General features: G+C 68.8%; 16 protein-coding genes. 4 read left to right on the forward strand and 12 right to left on the reverse strand.

Annotation, left to right across the window (positions count from 1 at the left end; translation table 11 throughout):
- Nucleotides 1-160 precede the first annotated feature (160 nt).
- Entirely contained in the window at nt 161-1,717 is a 1,557-nt protein-coding gene (locus tag ACIRHA_RS13960; RefSeq protein WP_403844250.1) for an MFS transporter, read from the forward strand.
- Between the two features lie 28 nt (nt 1,718-1,745).
- Here the strand turns inward: ACIRHA_RS13960 and ACIRHA_RS13965 are convergent, their stop codons facing one another.
- From ACIRHA_RS13965 to ACIRHA_RS13975, 3 genes are all read right to left on the reverse strand, one after another.
- Entirely contained in the window at nt 1,746-2,648 is a 903-nt protein-coding gene (locus ACIRHA_RS13965) for an ADP-ribosylglycohydrolase family protein (RefSeq protein WP_403844252.1), read from the reverse strand.
- Between the two features lie 12 nt (nt 2,649-2,660).
- Nucleotides 2,661-3,320 (reverse strand): histidine phosphatase family protein, encoded by a 660-nt coding sequence (locus ACIRHA_RS13970; protein ID WP_403844254.1) that lies wholly within the window; start codon nt 3,318-3,320, stop codon nt 2,661-2,663.
- Nucleotides 3,321-3,430: 110 nt separating this feature from the next.
- Entirely contained in the window at nt 3,431-4,036 is a 606-nt protein-coding gene (locus ACIRHA_RS13975; RefSeq protein ID WP_403844256.1) for a YdbC family protein, read from the reverse strand.
- A gap of 147 nt (nt 4,037-4,183) precedes the next feature.
- Here ACIRHA_RS13975 and ACIRHA_RS13980 point away from each other — a divergent pair, with 147 nt between their 5' ends.
- Nucleotides 4,184-4,723 carry a TerD family protein gene (locus ACIRHA_RS13980; RefSeq protein ID WP_403844259.1) on the forward strand — a complete coding sequence of 180 codons (540 nt, stop codon included), beginning with the start codon at nt 4,184-4,186 and terminating at the stop codon, nt 4,721-4,723.
- 115 nt (nt 4,724-4,838) lie between these two features.
- Here the strand turns inward: ACIRHA_RS13980 and ACIRHA_RS13985 are convergent, their stop codons facing one another.
- Nucleotides 4,839-7,739 (reverse strand): vitamin B12-dependent ribonucleotide reductase, encoded by a 2,901-nt coding sequence (locus tag ACIRHA_RS13985; protein WP_403844261.1) that lies wholly within the window; start codon nt 7,737-7,739, stop codon nt 4,839-4,841.
- Nucleotides 7,740-7,875: 136 nt separating this feature from the next.
- On the reverse strand, nt 7,876-8,421 hold the full coding sequence (nrdR, locus tag ACIRHA_RS13990; RefSeq protein ID WP_327661173.1) for a transcriptional regulator NrdR: 546 nt from the start codon (nt 8,419-8,421) through the stop codon (nt 7,876-7,878).
- Between the two features lie 528 nt (nt 8,422-8,949).
- On the opposite strand from nrdR, the gene lexA reads away from it, so the two are divergent.
- The gene (gene lexA, locus ACIRHA_RS13995) at nt 8,950-9,735 is read left to right on the forward strand and encodes a transcriptional repressor LexA (RefSeq protein WP_403844264.1); all 786 of its coding nucleotides are present in this window, start codon (nt 8,950-8,952) and stop codon (nt 9,733-9,735) included.
- Between the two features lie 90 nt (nt 9,736-9,825).
- Here lexA and ACIRHA_RS14000 read toward each other — a convergent pair whose 3' ends face one another.
- The 5 genes from ACIRHA_RS14000 to ACIRHA_RS14020 all read right to left on the reverse strand — a co-directional run bounded on the left by ACIRHA_RS14000 (nt 9,826) and on the right by ACIRHA_RS14020 (nt 18,279).
- The gene (locus tag ACIRHA_RS14000) at nt 9,826-11,802 is read right to left on the reverse strand and encodes an ATP-dependent DNA helicase (RefSeq protein ID WP_403844266.1); all 1,977 of its coding nucleotides are present in this window, start codon (nt 11,800-11,802) and stop codon (nt 9,826-9,828) included.
- 40 nt (nt 11,803-11,842) lie between these two features.
- Entirely contained in the window at nt 11,843-13,804 is a 1,962-nt protein-coding gene (locus tag ACIRHA_RS14005) for an IucA/IucC family protein (protein WP_403844269.1), read from the reverse strand.
- Nucleotides 13,805-13,844: 40 nt separating this feature from the next.
- Entirely contained in the window at nt 13,845-14,720 is an 876-nt protein-coding gene (locus ACIRHA_RS14010) for a GNAT family N-acetyltransferase (RefSeq protein WP_403844271.1), read from the reverse strand.
- A gap of 13 nt (nt 14,721-14,733) precedes the next feature.
- Nucleotides 14,734-16,710, reverse strand: coding sequence for an IucA/IucC family protein (locus ACIRHA_RS14015; protein WP_403844273.1), 1,977 nt, complete (start codon nt 16,708-16,710; stop codon nt 14,734-14,736).
- A 99-nt stretch (nt 16,711-16,809) separates the two neighbouring features.
- Complete coding sequence (locus ACIRHA_RS14020) at nt 16,810-18,279, reverse strand: diaminobutyrate--2-oxoglutarate transaminase family protein (RefSeq protein ID WP_403844276.1); 1,470 nt, start codon at nt 18,277-18,279, stop codon at nt 16,810-16,812.
- Between the two features lie 423 nt (nt 18,280-18,702).
- Between ACIRHA_RS14020 and ACIRHA_RS14025 the strand changes: the two genes are divergently transcribed.
- Nucleotides 18,703-19,926 (forward strand): trypsin-like serine peptidase, encoded by a 1,224-nt coding sequence (locus ACIRHA_RS14025; RefSeq protein WP_403844278.1) that lies wholly within the window; start codon nt 18,703-18,705, stop codon nt 19,924-19,926.
- Between the two features lie 130 nt (nt 19,927-20,056).
- On the opposite strand, the gene hflX is transcribed toward ACIRHA_RS14025, so the two are convergent.
- Together hflX and ACIRHA_RS14035 are read right to left on the reverse strand one after the other, a co-directional pair.
- A complete protein-coding gene (gene hflX, locus ACIRHA_RS14030) occupies nt 20,057-21,565 on the reverse strand; it encodes a GTPase HflX (protein ID WP_403844281.1) in 1,509 nt (502 codons plus the stop codon).
- Between the two features lie 175 nt (nt 21,566-21,740).
- The gene (locus tag ACIRHA_RS14035; RefSeq protein ID WP_403844284.1) at nt 21,741-23,195 is read right to left on the reverse strand and encodes a M1 family metallopeptidase; all 1,455 of its coding nucleotides are present in this window, start codon (nt 23,193-23,195) and stop codon (nt 21,741-21,743) included.
- Nucleotides 23,196-23,213 lie beyond the last annotated feature (18 nt).

Raw genomic sequence — 23,213 nt, forward strand, 5'->3', positions numbered from 1 at the left:
ATCTCAGGCTTCAGCCCTTCCTTTCGACGGGTCGACGGCAAGGTTCCGCCGACACGTTCACAACTCCCGTAAAGAACGCTTGTGTTCACTATGGCGGGCACACTACGATCCCACGCAGGGAACGCGACCGTTCCCTAATCATGCCCATGGGGGATCGCTCGTGACACAGGATCAGATCCAGGCACATCCGGCTCCACCCAGCAAACCCCGCGCCACCGCGCGCCCACCCCGACCCGGCATCGCGCTGGCAGTGATCGCCGCATGCCAACTGATGGTCGTGCTCGACGCCACCATCGTGAACATCGCCCTGCCTCACATGCAGACGGCGCTGGGCTTCTCCACCAACAACCTGACCTGGGTGATCAACGCCTACGCGCTCACCTTTGGTGGACTGCTGCTCCTGGGCGGCCGGGCCGGCGACCTTCTCGGGCGCCGCCGCATGTTCATCACTGGTATCGCCCTGTTCAGCTTCGCATCGCTCTTGGGCGGATTCGCCCAGGAGCCTTGGCAGTTACTCGCGGCCCGCGCACTTCAGGGCGTCGGTGGCGCGATCGCGTCACCCACCTCGCTGGCGCTCATCGCCACCACGTTCCCCGAAGGGCCCGAGCGGAACCGGGCGTTCGGGGTCTTCGCCTCCGTCTCCGCCGGTGGCGGCGCCGTCGGGCTGCTCGCAGGAGGCATGCTCACCGACTGGCTGGACTGGCGCTGGGTGTTGTTCGTCAACGTACCCATAGGCGTACTCATCGCCCTCCTCGCCCCTCGCTACATCAAGGAGTCGCAGCGCCACCCCGGCCGGTTCGATCTGCCGGGCGCCTTCACCTCGACCCTCGGCATGGCCGCCCTCGTGTACGGATTCATCCGAGCCGCCTCCGAAGGCTGGAGCGACGGCCTCGCCATCGCATCCTTCGGTGCGGCCGTGGTCCTGCTCATCGCCTTCGTCGCCATCGAGAGGCGCACCAGCCAACCGATCACACCCCTGAAACTGTTCAGGGACCGCAACCGGTCCGGCACCTACGCGATGATGCTGAGCCTCGCCGCAGCGATGTTCGGCATGTTCTTCTTCATCGTGCTCTTCGTGCAGAACGTGCTGCACTACACCCCGGTCAAGGCCGGCCTCGCCTTCCTCCCGGTGACCGCGGCCATCGTGCTCGGTGCGGGGATCGCCACGAACCTGCTGCCCCGGCTCGGCCCCAAACCCTTCATGACCGTGGGCTGTCTGCTGACCGCCACAGGTATGGGCTGGCTGACACTCATCGACCCCGGCAGCTCCTACCTCAGCGGCATTCTCGGCCCGATGCTCCTGTTCGGCTTCGGCATGGGCCTGAACTTCGTCACGCTGACCCTGACAGCGGTCTCCGGCATAGCCGACAGCGAGTCCGGTGCGGCGTCAGGCATGCTCAACACCACACAGCAGGTCGGCGGCGCCCTCGGCCTGTCGGTCCTCACCACGATCTTCAGCAGCGCCAGCGCGAGCGAGGCCAAGAAGCAGATCCCGAAGTTCCTCGCGGAAGGCTCACCGGAGCAGAAGGCCGAGTTCGCCAGGACCCACCGACTGCCCGCGCCATGGAACGACTCGGTGCTCGCCCACGGCATCAGCAATGCCTTCATAGCGGCCGCGTCGCTGGCCGTGGCCGCGGCGCTGATCGCCCTGTTCGTCATCCAGGTACGCAAGAGCGACATCGATGCACTGAGCGGGAAATCCGGGGTCTCGGCCTGAGGAGCACTCCCCCGGACCTGCTCTGCGCCTAAGCGGTCGGCGCCCAGGCCGGCAGTGGCTCGGTCCGCCCGAGCCACTCGGCCGAGGGCGCCCCGTCCGCGCCGGAGGCGACGATGCCGCCCACGATCGCGCAGGTCGTGTCCATGTCGCCGCCGACCTGGGCCGTGCTCCAGAAGGCACCCTCGAAGTCACCGAGGCCTCGCGCCGCCGACCAGATGGCGAACGGCACGGTGTCGTGCGCGGTCGTCCTCCGGCCGCAGCCGAGCACGGCCGCCACCGTGGACGGGTCTCCGTAGTCGAGCATGTCCTTGGCGCGGCGCAAGCCGGCGCCCACCGCGCTGCGCGGGACGAGCGAGATCACTCCGTCCAGGAGGTCCTGCGGCGCGGGAGGCCCCGCGGCATCGGCCACCAGAGCGGCCGCGGCCGCCACCGCCATCGAACCCACGACGGCCTCCCGATGCTGGTGCGTCGGGTAGGCCGAGATCTCGGCCTGATGCGTGGCCTGCTCGGGGTCGTCGGCGTAATAGGCGCCGAGCGGAGCGATCCGCATCGCCGCGCCGTTCCCCCACGACCCCCGCCCGTTGAAGAGCGCGGAGGCCAGGGTCCGCCAGTCGTCACCCTCCCGGATCTGCTGCAGCAGCCGGTTCACGGCAGGGCCGTACCCGCGGTCGACGTTCTGGCGCTCAGCGAACGATCGCGCCAGTTCGTCCTGGTCCACGCGCTCGTGAGCGGCCAGGACGGACACCACTGAGGCGGCCATCTCGGTGTCGTCGGTCCACTGCCATGTGCCGTCCGGCAGTGCGCCGGCCTTGAGCAGCGGATAGTTCGCGGGAACGAAGAATTGTGATCCCAGCGCGTCTCCCACGGAGAGGCCGCGCAGGCTGGACAGGGCGCGGTTCAAGCGCCCGTCGGGTGAGGAGTCAGCGGTCATCGCATCGACACTCTATCCGGTGACTCCGTACGATTCCGGTTCGCACCAGCGGTCAAAGGGGCGGTCCATTGTGTACTTTCCGTTCTCCCCGAGAACGAGCAATCGCGTCTCCGCGTTCCCAGGGTTCGACAGCGACTCGAAATCCGCGACGGACCAGTGGAACCAGCGCATGCAGAACAGCCGCATGGTCAGCCCATGGGTCACGAGCAGGACGTTCGGCGGATGGTCCGGGTCCTCGAAGCTGCGGTGCAGACTCTCCAGGAAAGCGCCCACCCGGTCATACACGTCCGCCCCTGACTCTCCCTGGGCGAACCGGTAGAAGAAGTGCCCATAGGCGTCTCGATACGCCTTCTGCAGCCGTACGTCCTCGCGGTCCTGCCAGTTCCCCCAGTCCTGCTCCCTGAGCCTGGGTTCTTCTCGGATGCGTACGAGATCGGGGTCGAGGCGGAAGGCGCGGAAGGTCTCATGGGTGCGCCGGTACGGCGAGACGTACACGCTCACCCGCTCGCGTCCGAAGAGCCGCCGGAGGTCCTCGCCGGTGGTCTCGGCCTGGCTCCACCCCTTGTCGGTGAGCGTCAGGGCGTGATCGGGCTCGCGCTCGTAGATGGTGTCGTCGGCGTTGCCTTCGGATTCGCCGTGCCGGACAAGAACGATGCGCCGCGGTCGTGCCATGAACACGACCCTAGATCGCCGGGCGGGTTCGAGCACCCGTGCGGGCTCCGCGGCGGAGGTCATGTGGATCACAACGGCCGAGCGACGGGCACGCGCGCGTGGTCACGCGCTCAGACCGTCCAGGTCGACTCCAGTTCCACGATGTCCCCGGTGATGGCCACGATGTCGACATCCGTCTGGGCGCGCACCGAAAGCCTCTCCACCCGGTCGACCTGGTACTTGCCGTGCTCGGCCGCCGAACGCCACATGGAGAGGACCAGGAACTCGTCTCCTGGGGCGTCACCGAACAGCCCCCGGACCATGCCTGGCGAGCCGGCCATCGCCGGGTTCCACACCTTCTGCTGCATCAACGTGTAGTGCTCGGCCCGATCGGCGCGCACCGTGCAGTGCGCCACCCGCACCACGTCCGCGTCCGTGAACCGCGGCTCGAACCCGGTCTTCACATCGAAGCGATGGTCGAAGAGCTTTGCCTGGATGTTCTTGTACGTTCCCGACTGCGCGGCCGCGAGCCGGTCGTGGGAGCGCGCCATGAAGGAGTCGTAGAAGGCACGGCTCTCCCAGAAGCCGAAGACATGGGCCACATCGGGCCGTTGCCTGCTCCAGCCTCCACCTTGACCTCGGAATCCCGGCTCTCCCAGAAGCCCCGCCCATTTCCGCTGTCCCCGCTCGAAACCCCGACGATCCACCACAGTGCAACGAATCCACTTGACCAGCACCGCGCCATCGTACGGCGCGCCGGCCACCTGCCGCGGCGGTCCCGAACCCACGGTCGAGCCGCCTCTCCGGGGATGGGCGTGTTGTTGTCAGTGGGACCACGTAGCGTATCCGTAGTACTCAACATCGCACCGAGGAGGGGGAGTTCGGTGAGCAGCCTCCGCAAGGGGATCGAGAAGATCGAGATCGGCCTGAAGTGGGACCCGAGCCCGATGGGCTCGCCTCCCCACGACCTGGACCTGATCGCCGCGGCGTACACGGAGGACGACCCGCACGGCAGCCCCGCGTACATCGTCCATTTCGACAGCCGTTCGCCGGACGGGACCATCACGCTCAACCGGGACAGCAGGACCGGACAGGGCTTCGGTTTCGACGAGGTCATGACGCTCGAACTGGAGCGACTCGCGTCCTCGTACGCGCGCGTGGTCGTGGGAGTGGCCATCCAGCAGGACGAGCAGGAGCCCGGCCGCGCCAAGGTCTTCGCTGACATCCCGAACACGGCAGTACGTATAAGAGAGGGCTACACCGACCTGTCGCTGCACGACTTCTCGGTGGTCTCCGGCGCCTCTGCGACCACGGTCGCGGAGTTCACCCGGGGCACCGACGGGGAGTGGGTGTTCCACGAGGCGGTGCGGGGCTTCGACAACGGCGATCTGAACGCGTTCGCCGCGGCGATGGGCGCTCTGTAAGCACATCCGGCGGGCCCACGGCGGATCCGGGTGCCTACGCCAAAGGGCGGCGGAACCATGATGGTTCCGCCGCCCCTCAGTTCAGGCGTTCAGCCGGATCGGGCGTTCAGCCGGATCAGCTGCAGCCGCTGGTCGAACCGCAGCCCTCGCAGATGTAGCAGGAGCCGGCCCGCTGCATCTTCGTACCGCAGGAGAAGCAGAGCGGGGCGTCGGCCTGGATGCCCAGCTGCATCTCGACGAGCTCGGCGCTGGTGTGCGCCTGCTGCGGCACCGACTGCGCGGTGACGTCCCCGGCCTTCGGCGTCTCGACGGCCTTCAGATCCTGGGCGCGGGGCGCCGACTGAGCCAGGGCCTCGACGTCGACCTCGGGGTCGTCGATGGACGGCTCGTACGAACCCGTCTCCAGGTGACGCTGGCGCTCCTCGGCGGAGTGGATGCCGAGCGCGGAGCGCGTCTCGAAGGGCAGGAAGTCGAGCGCCAGGCGGCGGAAGATGTAGTCGACGATCGACTGCGCGATCCGCACGTCCGGGTCGTCCGTCATGCCGGCCGGCTCGAAGCGCATGTTGGTGAACTTCGAGACGTAGGTCTCCAGCGGCACGCCGTACTGAAGGCCGACCGAAACGGCGATGGAGAAGGCATCCATCATGCCCGCGAGGGTGGAGCCCTGCTTGGACATCTTCAGGAAGACCTCGCCGAGACCGTCGTCCGGGTAGGAGTTGGCGGTCATGTAGCCCTCGGCGCCACCCACCGTGAAGGAGGTGGTGATGCCGGGACGGCCCTTCGGCAGACGCTTGCGGACCGGGCGGTACTCGACGACCTTCTCGACGGCCTCGCGGATCGTCGCCTCGGTCTTCTCGGTGACCTCGGTCTTCTCCTGCTCCTTCTTCTTGGCGGAGAGGGGCTGACCGACCTTGCAGTTGTCGCGGTAGATGGCGAGCGCCTTGACGCCCAGCTTCCAGGCCTCGAAGTAGACCTCCTCAACATCCTCGACGGTCGCCGTCTCCGGCAGGTTGACCGTCTTGGAGAGCGCGCCGGAGATCCACGGCTGGATGGCCGCCATCATGCGGACGTGGCCCATCGCGGAGATGGAACGCTCACCCATGGCGCAGTCGAACACCTCGTAGTGCTCGGGCTTGAGGCTCGGGGCGTCGATCACATTGCCGTACTCGGCGATGTGGGCGACGACCGCCTCGATCTGCTCCTCCTGGTAACCCAGGCGGCGCAGGGCCTGCGGCACGGTGCCGTTGACGATCTGCATCGAGCCGCCACCGACCAGCTTCTTGAACTTGACCAGGGCGAGGTCGGGCTCGAGACCGGTGGTGTCGCAGGACATCGCGAGACCGATGGTGCCGGTCGGGGCGATAACCGACGCCTGGGCGTTGCGGAAACCGTTCTTCTCGCCGAGGCGGATGACGTCCTGCCAGGCCTCCGTGGCAGCGGCCCAGATCGGGGTGTCCAGGTCGTCCATGCGGACGGCCGCGGTGTTGGCGTCGGCGTGCTGCTTCATGACGCGCTGGTGCGGCGTGGCGTTCTTCGCGTAGCCCTCGTACGCGCCGACGACCGCGGCGAGCTCGGCCGAGCGCTTGTAGGACGTACCCGTCATCAGCGAGCTGATCGCGCCGGCGAGGGCGCGGCCACCGTCCGAGTCGTAGGCGTGGCCGGTCGCCATGAGCAGGGCGCCCAGGTTCGCGTAGCCGATGCCGAGCTGACGGAAGGCGCGGGTGTTCTCGCCGATCTTCTGCGTCGGGAAGTCCGCGAAGCAGATGGAGATGTCCATCGCGGTGATGACCAGCTCGACGATCTTCGAGAAACGCTCGACGTCGAAGGACTGGTGGCCCTTGCCGTCGTCCTTCAGGAACTTCATCAGGTTCAGCGAGGCGAGGTTGCAGGACGTGTTGTCCAGGTGCATGTACTCGCTGCACGGGTTCGAGCCGTTGATACGGCCGGACTCCGGGCACGTGTGCCAGTGGTTGATGGTGTCGTCGTACTGGATGCCGGGGTCGGCACAGGCCCAGGCGGCCTCGGCCATCTTACGGAAGAGGGACTTGGCCTCGACCTCTTCGATGACCTCGCCGTCCATGCGGCCACGCAGGCCGAACTTCGAGCCGGACTCGACGGCCTTCATGAACTCGTCGTTCACACGGACCGAGTTGTTGGCGTTCTGGTACTGGACGGACGTGATGTCGTCGCCGCCCAGGTCCATGTCGAAGCCCGCGTCGCGCAGGGCGCGAACCTTCTCCTCCTCCTTCACCTTGGTCTCGATGAAGCCCTCGATGTCGGGGTGGTCGACGTCGAGGATGACCATCTTGGCCGCGCGGCGCGTGGCGCCACCCGACTTGATCGTTCCTGCAGAGGCGTCGGCACCGCGCATGAAGGAGACGGGACCCGAGGCGTTACCGCCGGAGGAGAGCAGCTCCTTGGAGGAGCGGATGCGGGAGAGGTTCAGGCCGGCGCCGGAGCCGCCCTTGAAGATCATGCCCTCTTCCTTGTACCAGTCGAGGATCGACTCCATGGAGTCGTCGACGGACAGGATGAAGCAGGCGGAGACCTGCTGGGGCTGGGGCGTACCGACGTTGAACCACACCGGCGAGTTGAAGCTGAAGATCTGGTGCAGGAGGGCGTAGGCCAGCTCGTGCTCGAAGATCTCGGCGTCGGCGGGCGAGGCGAAGTACTTGTGGTCCTCGCCGGCCTTCCGGTACGTCTTCACGATGCGGTCGATGAGCTGCTTGAGGCTCACCTCGCGCTGCGGGGTGCCGACGGCGCCCCGGAAGTACTTGCTGGTGACGATGTTGACCGCGTTCACCGACCAGAACTCGGGGAACTCGACGCCACGCTGCTCAAAGTTGACCGAGCCGTCGCGCCAGTTGGTCATGACGACGTCACGATGCGCCCATTCCACCTCGTCGTACGGGTGCACGCCGGGGGTGGTGTGGACGCGCTCGACACGCAGACCCTTGTTGGCCTTGGCTCCCTTGGCTCGGGAGCCTCGTGCCGGGCCGCTCGCCGTCTCTGTCATGCCGCCTCCCATATACCGGGCTAAAACGCCCTAAAGTGCCCGGATCTTCCCGTGCACGGTGTCTGTCTTGTGTTGCGGCCGCCGCTTTTGCCGCCCGCAACAGGTCTTGGGGTCGCCGCCGCCCGGTCCGTGGCCGTCAGTCGGCGGCGTGGGCGGGCACGGGGACTTCTACAGTCCCTCCGGGCCCGCACTCGCTCTGTGTGCGCTCTTCGCCCGCGCCGTCCGTTTCGGCGCCGGGCGTTTGTTCCCTCAGTTCCGCGATGGCCGACTCGAAGTCCTCCAGCGAGTTGAACGCCCGGTACACGGACGCGAACCGCAGGTAGGCGACGAGGTCCAGCTGCTGAAGCGGGCCGAGTATGGCCAGGCCCACGTCGTGTGTGGTCAGTTCGGCGCTTCCGGTGGCGCGCACCGCCTCCTCGACCCGCTGGCCGAGCTGGGCGAGGGCGTCCTCCGTGACCGGACGGCCCTGACACGCCTTGCGTACGCCGTTGATGACCTTGGTACGGCTGAAGGGTTCGGTCACCCCGCTCCGCTTCACGACCATCAGTGAGCACGTCTCCACCGTCGTGAAACGACGGGAGCAGTCCGGACACTGACGGCGCCGGCGAATCGACGTGCCGTCGTCGGTGGTGCGGCTGTCGACGACACGACTATCGGGATGCCTACAGAAGGGGCAGTGCATGAACTCCCAACCCTCCTTCACGGCACGACTCGATGGCCACGAGAGGCTGATTCACGCCTCTCGAAGCAGTCCCAAGCATAGGCGATGACCACGACCAAGATGGACCGGGGACCACAACTTCTGGGCTGCGGATCCAATCCAACCACTACATCTGGGGTTCGGTCGCATTTTGGTGCCCTAGCGCGTGTCGGGCGTGTCGCGTACGCGGAACGCGTCGCACCAGCGACGGCGGGGCCGCGCGGGGCTCAAATCCGTACCGGCACGACACAAGAAAGATCGAGGGCGGTGCCTGGTCGACGGAGAGGCGAGTGGCAGACTGGGGGACCCACGGGCCGAACCTCGACTCCAGCGAAGAAGCGTACCGGATTGAGCTGAATTGCCGCTCCGCTTCGAGGTCGCCTTACACCCAGGTGCATGATCACGACAAGCAATCGACGGTTTTTCACTCGAACGTGTGTTTGGCGCAACCTTTCGAAAGGAACTACCGTTGGCTAGCTAGGGAGACATTCTCGAGAGGGGCCTACCGACGTGACCACGACCGCAGACAGTGCCACCATCACTGCCCAGGGCCGCGCCCAGGGCCGACTCGAGCCGGTGCATGCCATGAATGACACAGCCATGAGTCAGGAGGGCCCCAAGCCGGGGCGCTCCCTGCCCGGCCGGCCCCCAGGGATCCGCGCGGACAGCTCGGGGCTCACGGATCGGCAGCGCCGCGTCATCGAGGTCATCCGTGACTCGGTGCAGCGTCGGGGATACCCGCCGTCCATGCGGGAGATCGGCCAGGCGGTCGGCCTGTCCAGCACGTCGTCGGTCGCGCACCAGCTGATGGCACTCGAGCGCAAGGGCTTCCTGCGCCGTGACCCGCACCGCCCGCGCGCGTACGAGGTCCGTGGCTCGGACCAGCCCAGCGCGCAGCCCACGGACACCGCGGGAAAGCCCGCTGCTTCGTATGTGCCCCTGGTGGGCCGGATCGCCGCCGGTGGCCCGATCCTCGCCGAGGAGTCGGTCGAGGACGTCTTCCCGCTGCCCCGGCAGCTCGTCGGTGACGGTGAGCTGTTCGTCCTGAAGGTCGTCGGCGAATCGATGATCGAGGCCGCGATCTGCGACGGGGACTGGGTCACCGTCCGCCGCCAGCCCGTCGCGGAGAACGGTGACATCGTCGCCGCGATGCTCGACGGCGAGGCCACGGTCAAGCGCTTCAAGCGGGAGGACGGCCATGTCTGGCTCCTGCCGCACAACTCCGCGTACCAGCCGATTCCCGGTGACGAGGCGACGATCCTCGGCAAGGTGGTAGCCGTTCTGCGGCGCGTGTGAGGCTTCTCCCTGACCGGGCCCCGGAACCAACTGCGCCGGTTCCGGGGCCCAGCGCTGTCCGCGCCGGGCCCGCTGCGTACGAGGCGGCGTCTACTCCGCTTCCGCCTTCTTCGCCGCCGCGTCGATCGACGCGAGCGAACGCCGCACCTGGTTCCGGTCCGTCGTGAACCAGAAGTCCGGCATCGAGGCCTTCAGATAGCTGCCGTAGCGTGCCGTCGCCAGCCGCGGGTCCAGGACCGCGACCACGCCGCGATCGCCCGTTGCCCGGATGAGGCGGCCCGCGCCCTGAGCCATCAGCAGTGCCGAGTGTGTCGCGGCCACTGCCATGAAGCCGTTGCCACCCGCTTCCTCGACCGCCTTCTGGCGCGCGCTCATCAGCGGGTCGTCCGGCCGCGGGAACGGGATCTTGTCCATCACGACCAGCTGGCAGTTCGGGCCCGGTACGTCCACGCCCTGCCACAGCGACAGGGTGCCGAACAGACAGGTCTCCGGGTCCGCCGCGAATGCCTTGATCAGCTCGCCCAGGGTGTCCTCGCCCTGCAGCAGGATCGGGAACTCCGGAATCCGCGTGCGCAGTTCCTCGGCCGCCGCCTGCGCCGCCCGCATCGACGAGAAGAGGCCGAGCGTACGACCGCCGGATGCCTGGATCAGCTCGCTCAGCTCGTCCGTCATGTCCGTGCGCGTACCGTCACGCGTCGGCTTCGCCAGATGCTTGGCGACGTAGAGGATGCCTTGCTTGCTGTACTCGAACGGCGATCCGACGTCGACCCCCTTCCAGACCGGCAGGTCCTCGCCCTCGGTGCCTTCGGGGGCGAGTCCCATGGAGGCCCCCACCCCGTTGAAGTCGCCGCCGAGCTTCAGTGTCGCCGAGGTCAGGACGACAGAGCGGTCGCTGAAGAGCTTCTCCCGCAGGAGGCCGGACACCGACATGGGGGCGACTCGCAGGGAGGCGCCGAAGCGGTCATGGCGCTCGTACCAGACGACGTCCCACTCCGAGCCGTTCGCGATCCGCTCCGCCACGTCGTGGATGTTCTCCACGGCGGCGAGGGCCTGTTTGCGGACGGCGTCCTCGTCCTGGACCGACTTGTCGCGCGTGGTGCCGATTGCGGTGATCACCGTACGGGCCGCGTCGCGCAGGGCCATGAGCGCGTAGCCGAGGTCCTCGGGGACTTCCTCCAGGCGGCCGGGCAGAGCGAGCTCCATGACCCGCTCGAAGCCTTCGGAGGCGGTCTGCAGCTGGTCCGCCGCCTTCTCGTTGACCAGCTTCGCCGCGCGTCTCACCGCTCGGGTGACCTGGCCGGGAGTCAGCTCCCCCGTCGCCACCCCGGTCACCCGCGAGACCAGCTCGTGCGCCTCGTCCACGATCAGCACCTCGTGCTGCGGCAGGACCGGCGCGCCCTCGATGGCGTCGATCGCGAGCAGCGCGTGGTTGGTCACGATGACGTCGGCGAGCTTCGCGCGCTCCCGGGACATCTCGGCGAAGCACTCCTGGCCGTAGGCACACTTCGACGCTCCCAGGCACTCGCGCGAGGAGACCGAGACCTGCGACCAGGCCTTGTCCGAGACACCGGGCGTGAGATCGTCCCGGTCGCCCGTCTCCGTCTCGTCCGCCCAGTCGCGCATACGCAGCAGGTCCTGGCCCAGCTTGCTGGTGGGTGCGGCCGCCTCGAACTGGTCGAAGAGGCCCCCTTCCTCCTCCTGCGGTACGCCCTCGTGGAGGCGGTGCAGGCACAGATAGTTCGACCTGCCCTTGAGCATCGCGAAACTGGGGCGGCGCCTGAGCAGTGGGTGCAGCGACTCGACCGTGCGCGGCAGGTCCCGCTCCACGAGCTGGCGCTGCAACGCCAGCGTGGCGGTCGCCACGACCACGCGCTCCCCGTGCGCCAGGGCCGGCACGAGGTAGCCCAGCGACTTACCTGTGCCGGTGCCCGCCTGGACAAGCAGATGGGAACCGTCGTCGATCGCCTCGGCGACGGTCTCGGCCATGGTGACCTGGCCAGGGCGCTCCGTGCCGCCGACAGCGGTGACGGCGGCGTGCAGGAGCTCGGGGAGTGAGGGCTTCGTCATAGCTCGACCACCCTAAACGGACCCACTGACAATCCGGCGATCACGGCTGATGCAGCGGATTGGCGACAGTGCCGTGCACGGCCGCGTGCGGACGGTCGGCCCGGTCGCGGTAGCCGTCGAGGTGCAGCCGGTTGCGGTTGAGGCACAGGCGCTCGATCCGCGGTGTCAGCAGGTCGAACATCTCGTACCGCTCCTTGAGCTCCGGGAAGCGCGCGTGGTGGCGCAGGATCTCGGCACGCACCAGGGCCCAGAACTCGTTCTCGGGGAGCCCGAGTTGCTCCTCGTACAGCGGCGCCAGGTAGCGGAAGACACCCACGAAGAGTCCCGAATGGATGAACTGGGTCAGGAACGCGGGGTCCTCGGTGAGCAGGACCTCGCGCACGTCGTCAGGCATCGAGTCGTGCTCGGGCAGCGCCTCCGAACTGATGTTGACGTCGTCCACGAAGTCCTTGACCGCGAGCCGCACGGGCACGTCCTGGTCGTCGAAGACGACGATGGCGTTCTCTCCGTGCGGAGAGAAGACGGTGCCGTAGCGGTAGAGGAAGCGCAGCAGTGGGGGCAGCAGGGCGGCGAAGAGCCTACGTAGCCACGCCTTGGGATCCAGGCCCGAGCGGGCGACAAGCTCCGCGACGAACGCGCGCCCTTCAGTGTCGATGTGCAACAAGGAGGCGAGCGTTCGGGCGCGCTCTCCAGGGGCGAGGTGCCGGGAAAGGGGCTCGCGCCAGATGGCGCCCAGCAATTCCTTGTACTGGTAGGGGACTTCGTCGAGCCCGTCGTACAGCGGGTGTTCCACGGTCACGGATGCGACCTCGCCCAGCAGGACGACGCCGCATTCGTCGCTCAAGAAGGGGTCGGCGTCGCGCAGTGCGTGCACCCATGTGGTGACGGCGGGCGCTGCCCAGGTGCGCTCCGTCGGAAGTCCGCGCCATACAAGGGTGTTGAAGATGGAGAGCGGCAGCTTCACTGTGTGTCGATCGGGGCGCGCCGCGTTCAGGAACGTACGGATGGACTGCTGAGGCAGGCGCAGATCACCGTCCGTGGGGAGCGGAACGATGTCGTTCGTGGCGATGGACGGCGCGAAGAGCGGCAGCACGATGTCGTCCCACTGCCAGGGGTGCACCGGGAGATAGAAATACGCCGCCGGGTCCAGGCCGCGCGACCGGAGCGCCTGCGCGAACAACTCTCGGGTCGGTCCGTCGAGTTCACCGCCATAGAGGGAGGCAGGGTCCTCCAGGCCCGCGACGCCTCGGTAGGTGGCGAGGTCCGTGTGCACTGCGAGCCACGGGAGGCGGGTGGGGCGACGCGATTCCGGTGCCCAGCGTGCGGTGTCGGTCGCGGAGAACCCGAGACGCCCCTTGTTCAGTACGAGCCAGGGGTGGCCGGTCTGGTGTCCCTCGAGTTCGGCGTATCCGAGGTCGGCCAACTGCGACGCGGTGAGCGCCGTGTGGTCGAGGCGGGCGTCGGCGGCCAGGGTGACGGTGAGTTCGCGGATGAGATGGCCGAGGGTGTTGCCGTCGAGACCGAGTGCGTGCTTGGCGCGCAGGAGGAAGGTGAGCGGGTCGGTGACGGGCTCGCGTCCGCCTTCGGCCGGAGCCGTTCCCGCTGTCCCGGTCGGCTCAGGTTCCGCATGCCCGGCCACCTCGCCCCTTCCCAGCGGGCCGGCTTCCCACTCCAGGCTCGCCGGGTCGACCTGCCAACTGCCGTACGCGCCGCGGCGGGCGCGGAAATGGAGGGTGCCACCGGCCTCACGCGCCTCGGCGCCGTGGCCGTCGGGCCCGGCGGGGCGACCGGCGGGGAGCGGCAGGGAGTAGGGGCGGGGGCCGGGGCCGGGATCGGCCTGAGCGAGGGCCGTCGGTCGCAGGATGTCCTCGTAGGCGAATTCGCCTATCAGCTTGGCCAGCAGTCGTGCACCCGCCCTGTCCCAGTTCCCGGACGTGAGCTCGGGCGGGTCGTAGAGCTCGGTCGGCTCTTCGGGACTCGGGGTGACGGACGGATTCGGCACGGAGACTCCTCGGACGGGAACCGGATCGGGTCGAGGCTCGTTACAGAGAGTGACTGGCCTGGAGCGCGTTGCGCAGGGCGCGGTCACGGACCATGAGCGCGGCCCGTTTGTCGGGGAGGTCCACCTCGGCGAAGAAGCGGAATCCCGCGCCCAGGAAGGCGGAGACGGAGGGGGTGTTGCGAAGGTCGGGTTCCGCGATGACGCGCGCGCAGCGCGGTCGATGATCGAGTACCAGGTCGGCGACGGCTGTGAGGAGCGTGGTGCCGAGACCTCGTCCGCGGTCGGCGACGCCACCGATGAGGAGGTGGATTCCGGTGTCGTGCGGACGGGCGGGGTAGTGGCGGGCCAGCGGGTCGAGGTCGGCGCGGTAGATCTCCCAGTAACTCATGGGCGCGCCGTCGAGGACGCCGAGGCAGGGCACGCTGCGTCCGTCGCCTTCGAGTTGGGGGCTCAGATGCTCCGCGGTGACCGTGTCGGTTCCTGCGAGTTCCCAGAAGGCGGACACTGCGGGGTCGTTCATCCAACGGCTGATGAGTGCGAGGTCTCGCTCGATGCGCACCGGGATGAGCTGGAACACACCTGAGGGAGTGGTGACCGGTCCCCACTCCCCCACGTCGTCCAGCAGGTCGTGCTCGGTCGGGGCCATGGGGTCGGGGGTGAGCCGCGGCCCGCCGTCCTGCCCCGCGATGAGCGCGAGCAGTTCGTCGGGCAGGCGCAGGTCCAGGGTGTCCTGGAAGTCGGCGCTGTCCGCGCCGTCCGCACTCCGCGTGTGCTCTGCGTTCTCAGCGCCCTCTGCGCCCTCCGCGCTGTCTGCGCCCGCCGCGCTGTCCGAGTGCTCCACAGGTGGGGTGGGGACGTGGGGGTCGGCGGCGGTGGGAGTGGTGTCGGCGTCGGTGCTCGCATCGGTGGGAGGCACAGCGACGCTCCTCTCAGGTACGACGGAAATGAAAGGGGTTGGGGATGGTGACGTAGACGGACTGGGTGTCGACAGGGCCGACGAGTTCGTCGAGGCCGTGCAGCCGGGTGAGCATGTTGGCCTTGCAGCGCAGCGTGGGTGAGTCGAGCAGCAGGCTCGGCAGTGTGCTGCGCTGCCGGTTCGGACCGGTGGCGGCTTCGTCGAGGAAGCGGCGGACCGCGGCGAGCAGCAGCTGTTCGTCGGCGAGCCGTTGGGAACCGAAGGCTCCGATCAGGCCGAGGACGTTATTGATGGCGAGGTAGTAGGCGAATCGCTCGTCGGTGACGTCGTCGTCGACGAAGGTGTCGCTGTGCGTGCCGATACCGGGCAGGCGCCGGTCGAGTTCGGCGCGGCGGGACTCGCGGAAGTAGTAGCCCTGGTTGTCCCGGTAACGCCCGCCGACGGGCCAGCCTTCGGCGTCCAGGAGCACCAGGGTGTTCTGCTGGTGGGCCTCCAGGGCGATGCCGGCTTCGCCGTCGAGCCAGAGCACGGGCCGTACGACGTGTTCCAGGTACCGCAGGAACCACTCGGCGGAGACGGCCCCGCGGGATCGTCCGGTGCAGGCCGCGAGCCGGGTCACGGTCTGGGCAAGGCGGGAGCTCATGGCCGGGTGGCCCGGGTGGCTACTGCGGTCGGCCGGGTCGGCGGTCGGCCTGGGCGAGACGAAGCCGGCGACGCACACCGCGTCGTCGTGAGAGCGGAAGGGGTTGGTGCGGATCATCACGTCCAGTCCGGGCACCGGTTCGCCGTCCGGGCCGTCGACGGCGAGCCAGGCCGGGTCGCGGACGACGTCGAATCCGGGGTGTGCGGCCTGCCACTGCGCGGCGAGACCGGTGCCGAGGAGTCGGTGGACCTCGACGCCCCGGTGGAGTTCCTTGCGGAGGTTCTCCCTGCGGGAGTTGGTGATGCGCAGGCCGAGGGAGAGCTTGAGCATGGCCGGCGCACCGGGCCGGTACAGCGTGCGGACGGAGGAGGTGGGGAACCAGGGCTCACCGTGCGGGCCCAGGTCGCGCAGCAGGCCGGAGTCCAGGAGGGCGGCCGTGGCGGGGCGTTCACGCAGCTCGCGCAGTTGCCATGGGTGCACGGGCAACGCGGCGTGTCCTGCGGGCAGCGGAAGTCCCGGTCCTGCGAGCTGGGAGGTGAGTTCGGCGGCGGTGCGGGCGCGGTCTTGTTCGGTCCAGGCCGAGTCGTGGGCGAGGACGTCCGGGGCCACGGCGATCCAGCACAGGGGGAAGGAGCCCCGCAACTCGGGTGAGTAGCGGCCCGCTTCGGCGTCAGAGAGCCCTTCACGGCTCTTCGGAGTCGGGTGCAGCGGGTGCCCGAGGAGCAGCGCCTGCTCCGCAGCGAGGAAGGGATCGACCCGGTCCGCGGGGTGGTGACGGCGGTCCGCGATGAAGTCGGTGGTGCGGCGCATCGAGTCGGCGACGCGGACCACCAGTTCACCGCTGTCACCGCCGGGGGCAGGGGCTCCCGGGGCGGGGCCATCGGGGGCGGCGGGGGCGTCTGTGTCGGCTTCGGCGTGGGCCGTCTCCCTGCTCAGGAGCGCGGCGAGGGCGACGGCGTCCAGGCCGGTGGCACGCGGCGGCGCATTCTCCAGGGAGGGCAGGCCGAAGCGGTGCCAGCCGGAGGTTGACCAGTAGTGGACCGGCACGAGGAGGACGGTGCCGCTCGCGGGCAGCGGAATGCGGAGCGCACCCGAGGAAGGAGGAGCGATGTTGTTCTCACGCACCCAGCAGCGCAGCAGGTTCTCGACCGCTGCCACCTGGGCGGCAGTCGCGGGGTCCGGGTGTTCCAGGAGGTCGACGCCGGGAGCGCCTGGACGCTCGGTCTCCTGGTCGCCGCCCTGCTGCCGCGGGATCGAGTCGCGCTCCTGGGCGCGCGGGGCTTGCGTGTCACAGGATCCGGCGGCGGTGGGACGGGAACGGCCGTCGGGTGCGGGGGTGGCGTTCAACTGGCTTCCTTGCGTGGGGTGGTGGGCTCCATGAGGCGGTGGTCCGGTGGGCCCGGCGTGTCACTGCCGTCGCTGGTGGTGGTGTGTCGTCGGGCGCTCCTACGACTCGTGACGGCGAGCGCGGGTGACGGCCGCCAGGGCGTCCGCGAGCCGGTCAACGATGGCCGCGGCCTGCTCGTCGGTGATGGTGAGGGGAGGAAGCAGGCGTACGACGCTGGAATGACGGCCGCCGAGTTCGACGATCAGGCCGCGGTGGAGGCAGGCATCGCGTACGGCCGCGGCGAGTTGGGGCGCGGCCGGGAGCGGGGCGGCGGACCCGGCAAGCAGGGGGTCGTCGGCGAGTTCCACTGCGGTGGGAGCGGGGGGCACGGTGCCCTCCGGGTCGACGAGCTCCATGCCGATCATCAGGCCACGCCCACGGACCTCGCCGACGCACGCGAACTCATCGGCCAGTCGACGAAGTTGGTCGAGCATGCGGGCGCCGAGATCGGCGGCGCGTTCGGCGAGACCGTTCTCGCGGACATACGCGAGGGTCGCGGCGCCCGCGGCCATGGCGAGCTGATTGCCGCGGAACGTGCCGGCGTGCGCCCCCGGAGGCCAGACGTCGAGGTCGTCGCGGTAGACGACCACGGCGAGCGGCAGGCTGCCTCCAATGGCCTTGGACAGGACCATGACGTCGGGCACGACACCGCTGTGCTCCACGGCCCAGAAGGCGCCGGTGCGGCCGACGCCGGTCTGTACCTCGTCGACGACCAGCGGGATCGAGCGGTGCTCGGTGACGGCTCGCATCCGGCGCAACCAGGCATCGGGGGCGGGGATGACACCGCCCTCACCCTGTACCGGTTCGAGGATCATGCCCGCGGGCTGCGGCACCCCGGACTTGGTGTCGTCGAGGAGCGATTCGGTCCAGCGGGCGGCGAGTTCGGCTCCGCGCGGGCCGCCGATACCGAAGGGGCAGCGGTAGTCCTGCGGATACGGCAGGCGCGTGACACGGACGTCCTGCGCCCCGCCGGACGCTTCGAGCGCCCCCGCGGTCATGCCGTGATAGGCGCCCGCGAAAGAGAGCAGGCCCGAGCGTCCGGTTGCGGTGCGGACCAGTTTCAGCGCGGCCTCGACGGCGTCGGTTCCCGCGGGACCGCAGAACTGAATGCGGGCCCGGTCGGCGAGACCTGGCGGCAGTGTGCGGAACAGCTCGGTGGTGAACGCGTCCTTGACCGGAGTGGCCAGGTCGAGGACGTGCAGCGGTGCACCCGAGTCGAGCACCCTGCGGATGGCGTCGAGCACCACCGGGTGGTTGTGTCCAAGCGCGAGGGTCCCCGCGCCGGACAGGCAGTCCAGATAGCGCCGGCCGTCGGCACCCTCGATGGTGAGCCCGCGCGCCCGTACCGGCACGATCGGCAGGGCACGTGCATAGGTGCGCGCCGCGGACTCCCGCGCGCACTGACGGCGCAGGATCCCCTCGTGCGCGACGGTGTCGTGGACAGGGCTCCGGTGTGTCCCCCCGCCATACAGGGCCGGCACCGCCACGGTCTCAGGATCGGTCACAGGCACAGGATCGGTCACCGCCACGGCTGTTGGTCCTCCCGCTGGATATACGGCCGAAAAGGCCCTTCGACTCACCGAACGGCGGGGTGAGTCGGCGCACGCTGAACGCCGACCTCGGTTCCCCCGTACGTACCAACGACGGGACGGGCGGAGGAACACGGCTCGTACGGGACTCATGGGGAGACTTTTGCGTGGTGCCCACGGCGCCCACGGGCCTCCGCAGCCGCCATTCCCCCACCGCGGATCCGACGCGCGCTGCCCCGTAACGATCCGTACCGATCCGTACCGGCCGGAAGATCCCTCCGTGACGGAACCGTTGCTGTTCCGTCGGCCGCCCCCAACGGCACCGGCATAGGGTGGTGTGCCGTTCGGAGACGAGTTTTCGGCCCGACTCCACCGCACACGTACGGCAGTTCAACCCTTTCGAAGCCCAGGGGGATTCACGACATGCGACCCATACGCCCGCAGTTCGCCGCGCGCCGCACTCGAGGCGCGCGAAGCAGAACGTCCCCCGTGGCGGCGGCGGTCGCGCTCGGCGCTGTGGTCGCTCTGACCGCCACGGCGTGCGGCTCGAGCGAGAACAACGCGAACGACAAGCCGACCGCCTCGGCATCCGCGGGCGATGGCAAGTTCAAGATCCCGGACGACATCCAGGATCGGCTCAAGGAACACGGCATCGATCCGGACAAGTGGAAGGACGGCGAGTGGAAGAACTGGGACAAGGACCAGTGGCTGCGTGAGGCGCAGGACTTCGTCAACCCGATCATCGACGGGCTGTGGGACAGCAACCGGATGCGGGACGCCGACAAGCCCACCGGAGGCGAGGTCGACGAGAACGATCTCTCGGGCGACCAGGGTGTGACGGACCCGGAGCCGAGGCCGGTGGCGGCTGCGGGTGTCTCCACTCCGTACCACGCGAACGCACCGTACGCGGGCAAGCTGTTCTTCGACGGTCCCAAGGGTTCGATGGTCTGCTCGGCGACCGTGGTCACCGACCCCGCGCACCCCGGCAGGTCCAACATGCTCTGGACGGCGGGCCACTGCGTGCACGCGGGCAAGAACGGCGGCTGGTACCGCAACATCGCGTTCGTGCCCTCGTACAACGACAGCGGCAAGTCCGCCCAGGAGCTGCAGAACGCGCCCAGGAACGAGGTGGCGCCTTACGGCGTCTGGTGGGGCGACGCGGCGCTGACGTCCGACCAGTGGATCGCGCAGGGCGGCCCGAGCGGCGGGGCGGGTGCTTCGTACGACTTCGCCGTGATCCATGTGACGCCGGAGGAGGGCGGCACCACCAAGTCGCTTGAAGAGACGGTGGGTTCGGCGCTTCCGGTGAACTTCAACGCGCCTGCGGTGCCGAAGGTCTCGCAGCTGACCGCGAAGGGCTACCCGGCAGCCGCGCCGTTCGACGGGCAGAAGCTGTACCAGTGCGCGGACAGGCCGGGCCGGCTTTCGCTGAACGACGCGGACCCGACGATGTACCGCATCGGCTGCACCATGACGGGCGGTTCGTCCGGCGGCGGCTGGGTCGGCCAGGGCTCCGACGGCAAGCCGGCCCTGGTGTCCAACACCTCGATCGGGCCGGTGACGGCGGGTTGGCTCGCGGGGCCGCGGCTCGGCAAGGAGGCCAAGGGGATCTACGACTCGGTGAGCAAGAAGTTCGCCGGGCAGTAAGCGCACGCGCCGCCCAGGCGGCCGGTCTCATGGCTGAGCCCCTCTCCGGTCGACCGGAGAGGGGCTCAGCCATGTTCGGCACTTCAGTACTTCAGGTACTTCGGTACTTCAGGTACTTCGGTACGAGCCGTCAGCCCGCGACCACCGCCGGAACGTACGGCGCGAATTCCGCCGCGAGTTCCTCGTGCACACGCGCCTTCAGGAGCGTGCCCTCCGGGGTGTGCTCCTCGGAGATCACCTCGCCGTCGGCGTGCGCCCGCGCGACCAGCTGGCCGTGTGTGTACGGCACGAGGGCCTCGATCTCGACCGCGGGGCGCGGGAGTTCGGCGTCGATGAGCTCGAGCAGCTCCTCGATGCCCTGACCCGAGCGGGCCGAGACGGCGATCGCGCGCTTCTCCACGCGCAGCAGCCGCTGTAGCACCAGCGGGTCGGCAGCGTCCGCCTTGTTGATCACCACGATCTCGGGGACGTTCGTCGCCCCGACGTCGCGGATGACCTCGCGTACGGAGGCGAGCTGCTCCTCCGGCACCGGGTGCGAACCGTCGACCACATGCAGGATCAGGTCGGAGTCACCGACTTCCTCCATGGTCGAGCGGAACGCCTCGACGAGGTGGTGCGGCAGGTGGCGTACGAAACCGACCGTGTCGGCCAGCGTGTACAGCCGGCCGCTCGGGGTCTCGGCGCGGCGCACCGTCGGGTCCAGGGTGGCGAACAGCGAGTTCTCCACCAGCACGCCCGCGCCCGTGAGGCGGTTGAGGAGCGAGGACTTGCCGGCGTTGGTGTATCCGGCGATGGCCACCGAAGGCACCTTGTGCCTGCGGCGCTCCTGGCGCTTGATGTCGCGGCCGGTCTTCATCTCCGCGATCTCACGGCGCATCTTCGCCATCTTCTCGCGGATCCGACGCCGGTCCGTCTCGATCTTGGTCTCACCGGGACCACGCGTGGCCATACCGCCGCCCGAGGATCCTGAGCCACCGCCACCCATCTGCCGGGACAGCGACTGACCCCAACCGCGCAGCCGCGGCAGCATGTACTGCATCTGCGCGAGCGCGACCTGCGCCTTGCCCTCTCGGGACTTGGCGTGCTGGGCGAAGATGTCGAGGATCAGAGCGGTCCTGTCGACCACCTTGACCTTGACGACGTCCTCGAGGTGGATGAGCTGGCCGGGGCTGAGCTCACCGTCGCACACGACGGTGTCCGCTCCGGTCTCGAGCACGATGTCCCGCAGCTCCTGGGCCTTGCCGGAGCCGATGAACGTCGCCGCGTCCGGCTTGTCCCTGCGCTGCGTGACGCCGTCGAGCACGAGTGCGCCCGCGGTCTCGGCGAGGGCGGCGAGCTCCGCGAGGGAGTTGTCCGCGTCCTGAACCGTTCCCGACGTCCAGACGCCGACGAGGACGACGCGCTCCAGGCGGAGCTGTCGGTACTCGACCTCGGTGACGTCCTCGAGTTCGGTGGAGAGGCCCGCGACGCGGCGCAGAGCCGCACGCTCGGAGCGGTCGAACTGCTGGCCGTCCCGCTCTCCGTCGATCTCGTGGCTCCAGGCGACGTCCTCTTCCATCAGGGCATCGGCCCGAAGGCTCTCGGTGTGGTTCTGCACCATGTTCTGCGCGTCCTGGGAAGGGGAAGAAGAGGAGGTCATTGGGTCCTTACGTCTGTGGGATACGGATACGCGACGGGCGTCACACCCGTCATCTGTGACAACGCTCGGCCTGCTCCGGGGATTCCCGCGAGCGCCGATCCGATGGCCCGCGCCGTCGACGTCGACGATATTCGCACGGTACGGGCCGTCTCGTCATCTGGATTGTTTCCCCGTGTCAGTGCTTCGACACCGGGTCGGACTTCCAGTCCGGATGGCCCGGCATGGGCGGCGTCTTCTTCCCGTGCAGCCAGGCGTCGAAGAAGCCGGTCAGGTCCCGCCCCGACAGCTGCGAGGCGAGCCTCACGAAGTCCGCGGTGGTGGCCGTGGAGTCACGGTGCGTGCCCAGCCACGTGCGCTCGAGGCGCTGGAAGGTGTCCGCGCCGATCTCCTGGCGCAGGGCGTAGAGGACCAGGGCGCTGCCGTCGTAGACGACCGGCCGGAAGATGCTGATCTTGCCGTCGCTCGTGGGTGCCTTGGGCTCCGCGGGCGGGCCGCCGTCGGCGCGCATGGCGTCGGACGCGCGGTAGGCGGCGCGCATCCGCTTCACCATGGGCCGGTCAGCCCTCTCCTGGGCGTACAGGGCCTCGTACCAGGTGGCGTGGCCCTCGTTGAGCCACAGGTCGGACCAGGTGCGAGGGCTGACGCTGTCGCCGAACCACTGGTGTGCCAACTCATGGACCATGATCGACTCGACGTACCACTTCGGGTACCCGGAGCGCGTGAACAGGTCTCTCTCGAAGAGAGAGAGCGTTTGCGTCTCGAGTTCGAAGCCGGTGGACGCATGGGCGATCAGCAGCCCGTAGTTCTCGAAGGGATAGTTGCCGACCTTCCCCTCCATCCAGGAGATCTGGCCCGGCGTCTTCTTGAGCCACGGCTTCAGCGCTTTGACGTCCTTGGCCGGCACGACATCCCGTACGGGGAGTCCTTGCGGGCCCTCCTGGTGCAGCACCGCGGAACGTCCGATGGAGACCTGGGCCAGCTCCGTGGCCATGGGGTGGAGGGTGCGGTAGGCCCACCTCGTGGCTCCTCCTTGTCGCGTTTTCGCGACAGGGAGACCGTTGGCCACCGCCGTGTACTCCTTGGGCGCGGTGACCCGGAAGGTGAAGTAGGCCTTGTCGGAGGGGTGGTCGTTGGACGGGAAGACCCGGTGTGCCGCGTCGGCCTGGTTGGCCATCGCGAGCCCGTCCTTGGTGCGCACCCAGCCGACTTCCTTCTTGCCGGGCCTGGGGTCACTGGTGTGCTGCACGGTGATGTTCAGCGGCTGACCGGGAGCCACGGCCGCGGTGGGCGTGACGACCAGGTCCTCGCCCTTGGTGGCGTAGTGCGCCCGCGCCCCGTTGACCATCACCGAACGCACGGTGCCGTGCGAGAAGTCGAGATTGATCCGGTCGAGCCAGGATGTCGCCCGCGCGTCGATCTTGGTGACGGCGTCGAGGGGCTTGCTGTTGTCACCGTGGTACGTGAAGGAGATGTCGTAGTCGGTGACGTCGTAACCGGGGTTGCCGAGATGCGGGAAGAGCCGGTCGCCGATGCCGAGCGGCTCGGCGGGCGCGGCCGCGGCGACAAGGGCGAGCGAGGCGCCGGCGGCCAGCAGCGCGGCGACTCGGGGCGTTCGGGAGCTGAGCAGCATGAACTACGGCTATCAGCG

Source organism: Streptomyces sp. NPDC102360 (assembly GCF_044766085.1).
Classification (GTDB): Bacteria; Actinomycetota; Actinomycetes; order Streptomycetales; family Streptomycetaceae; genus Streptomyces.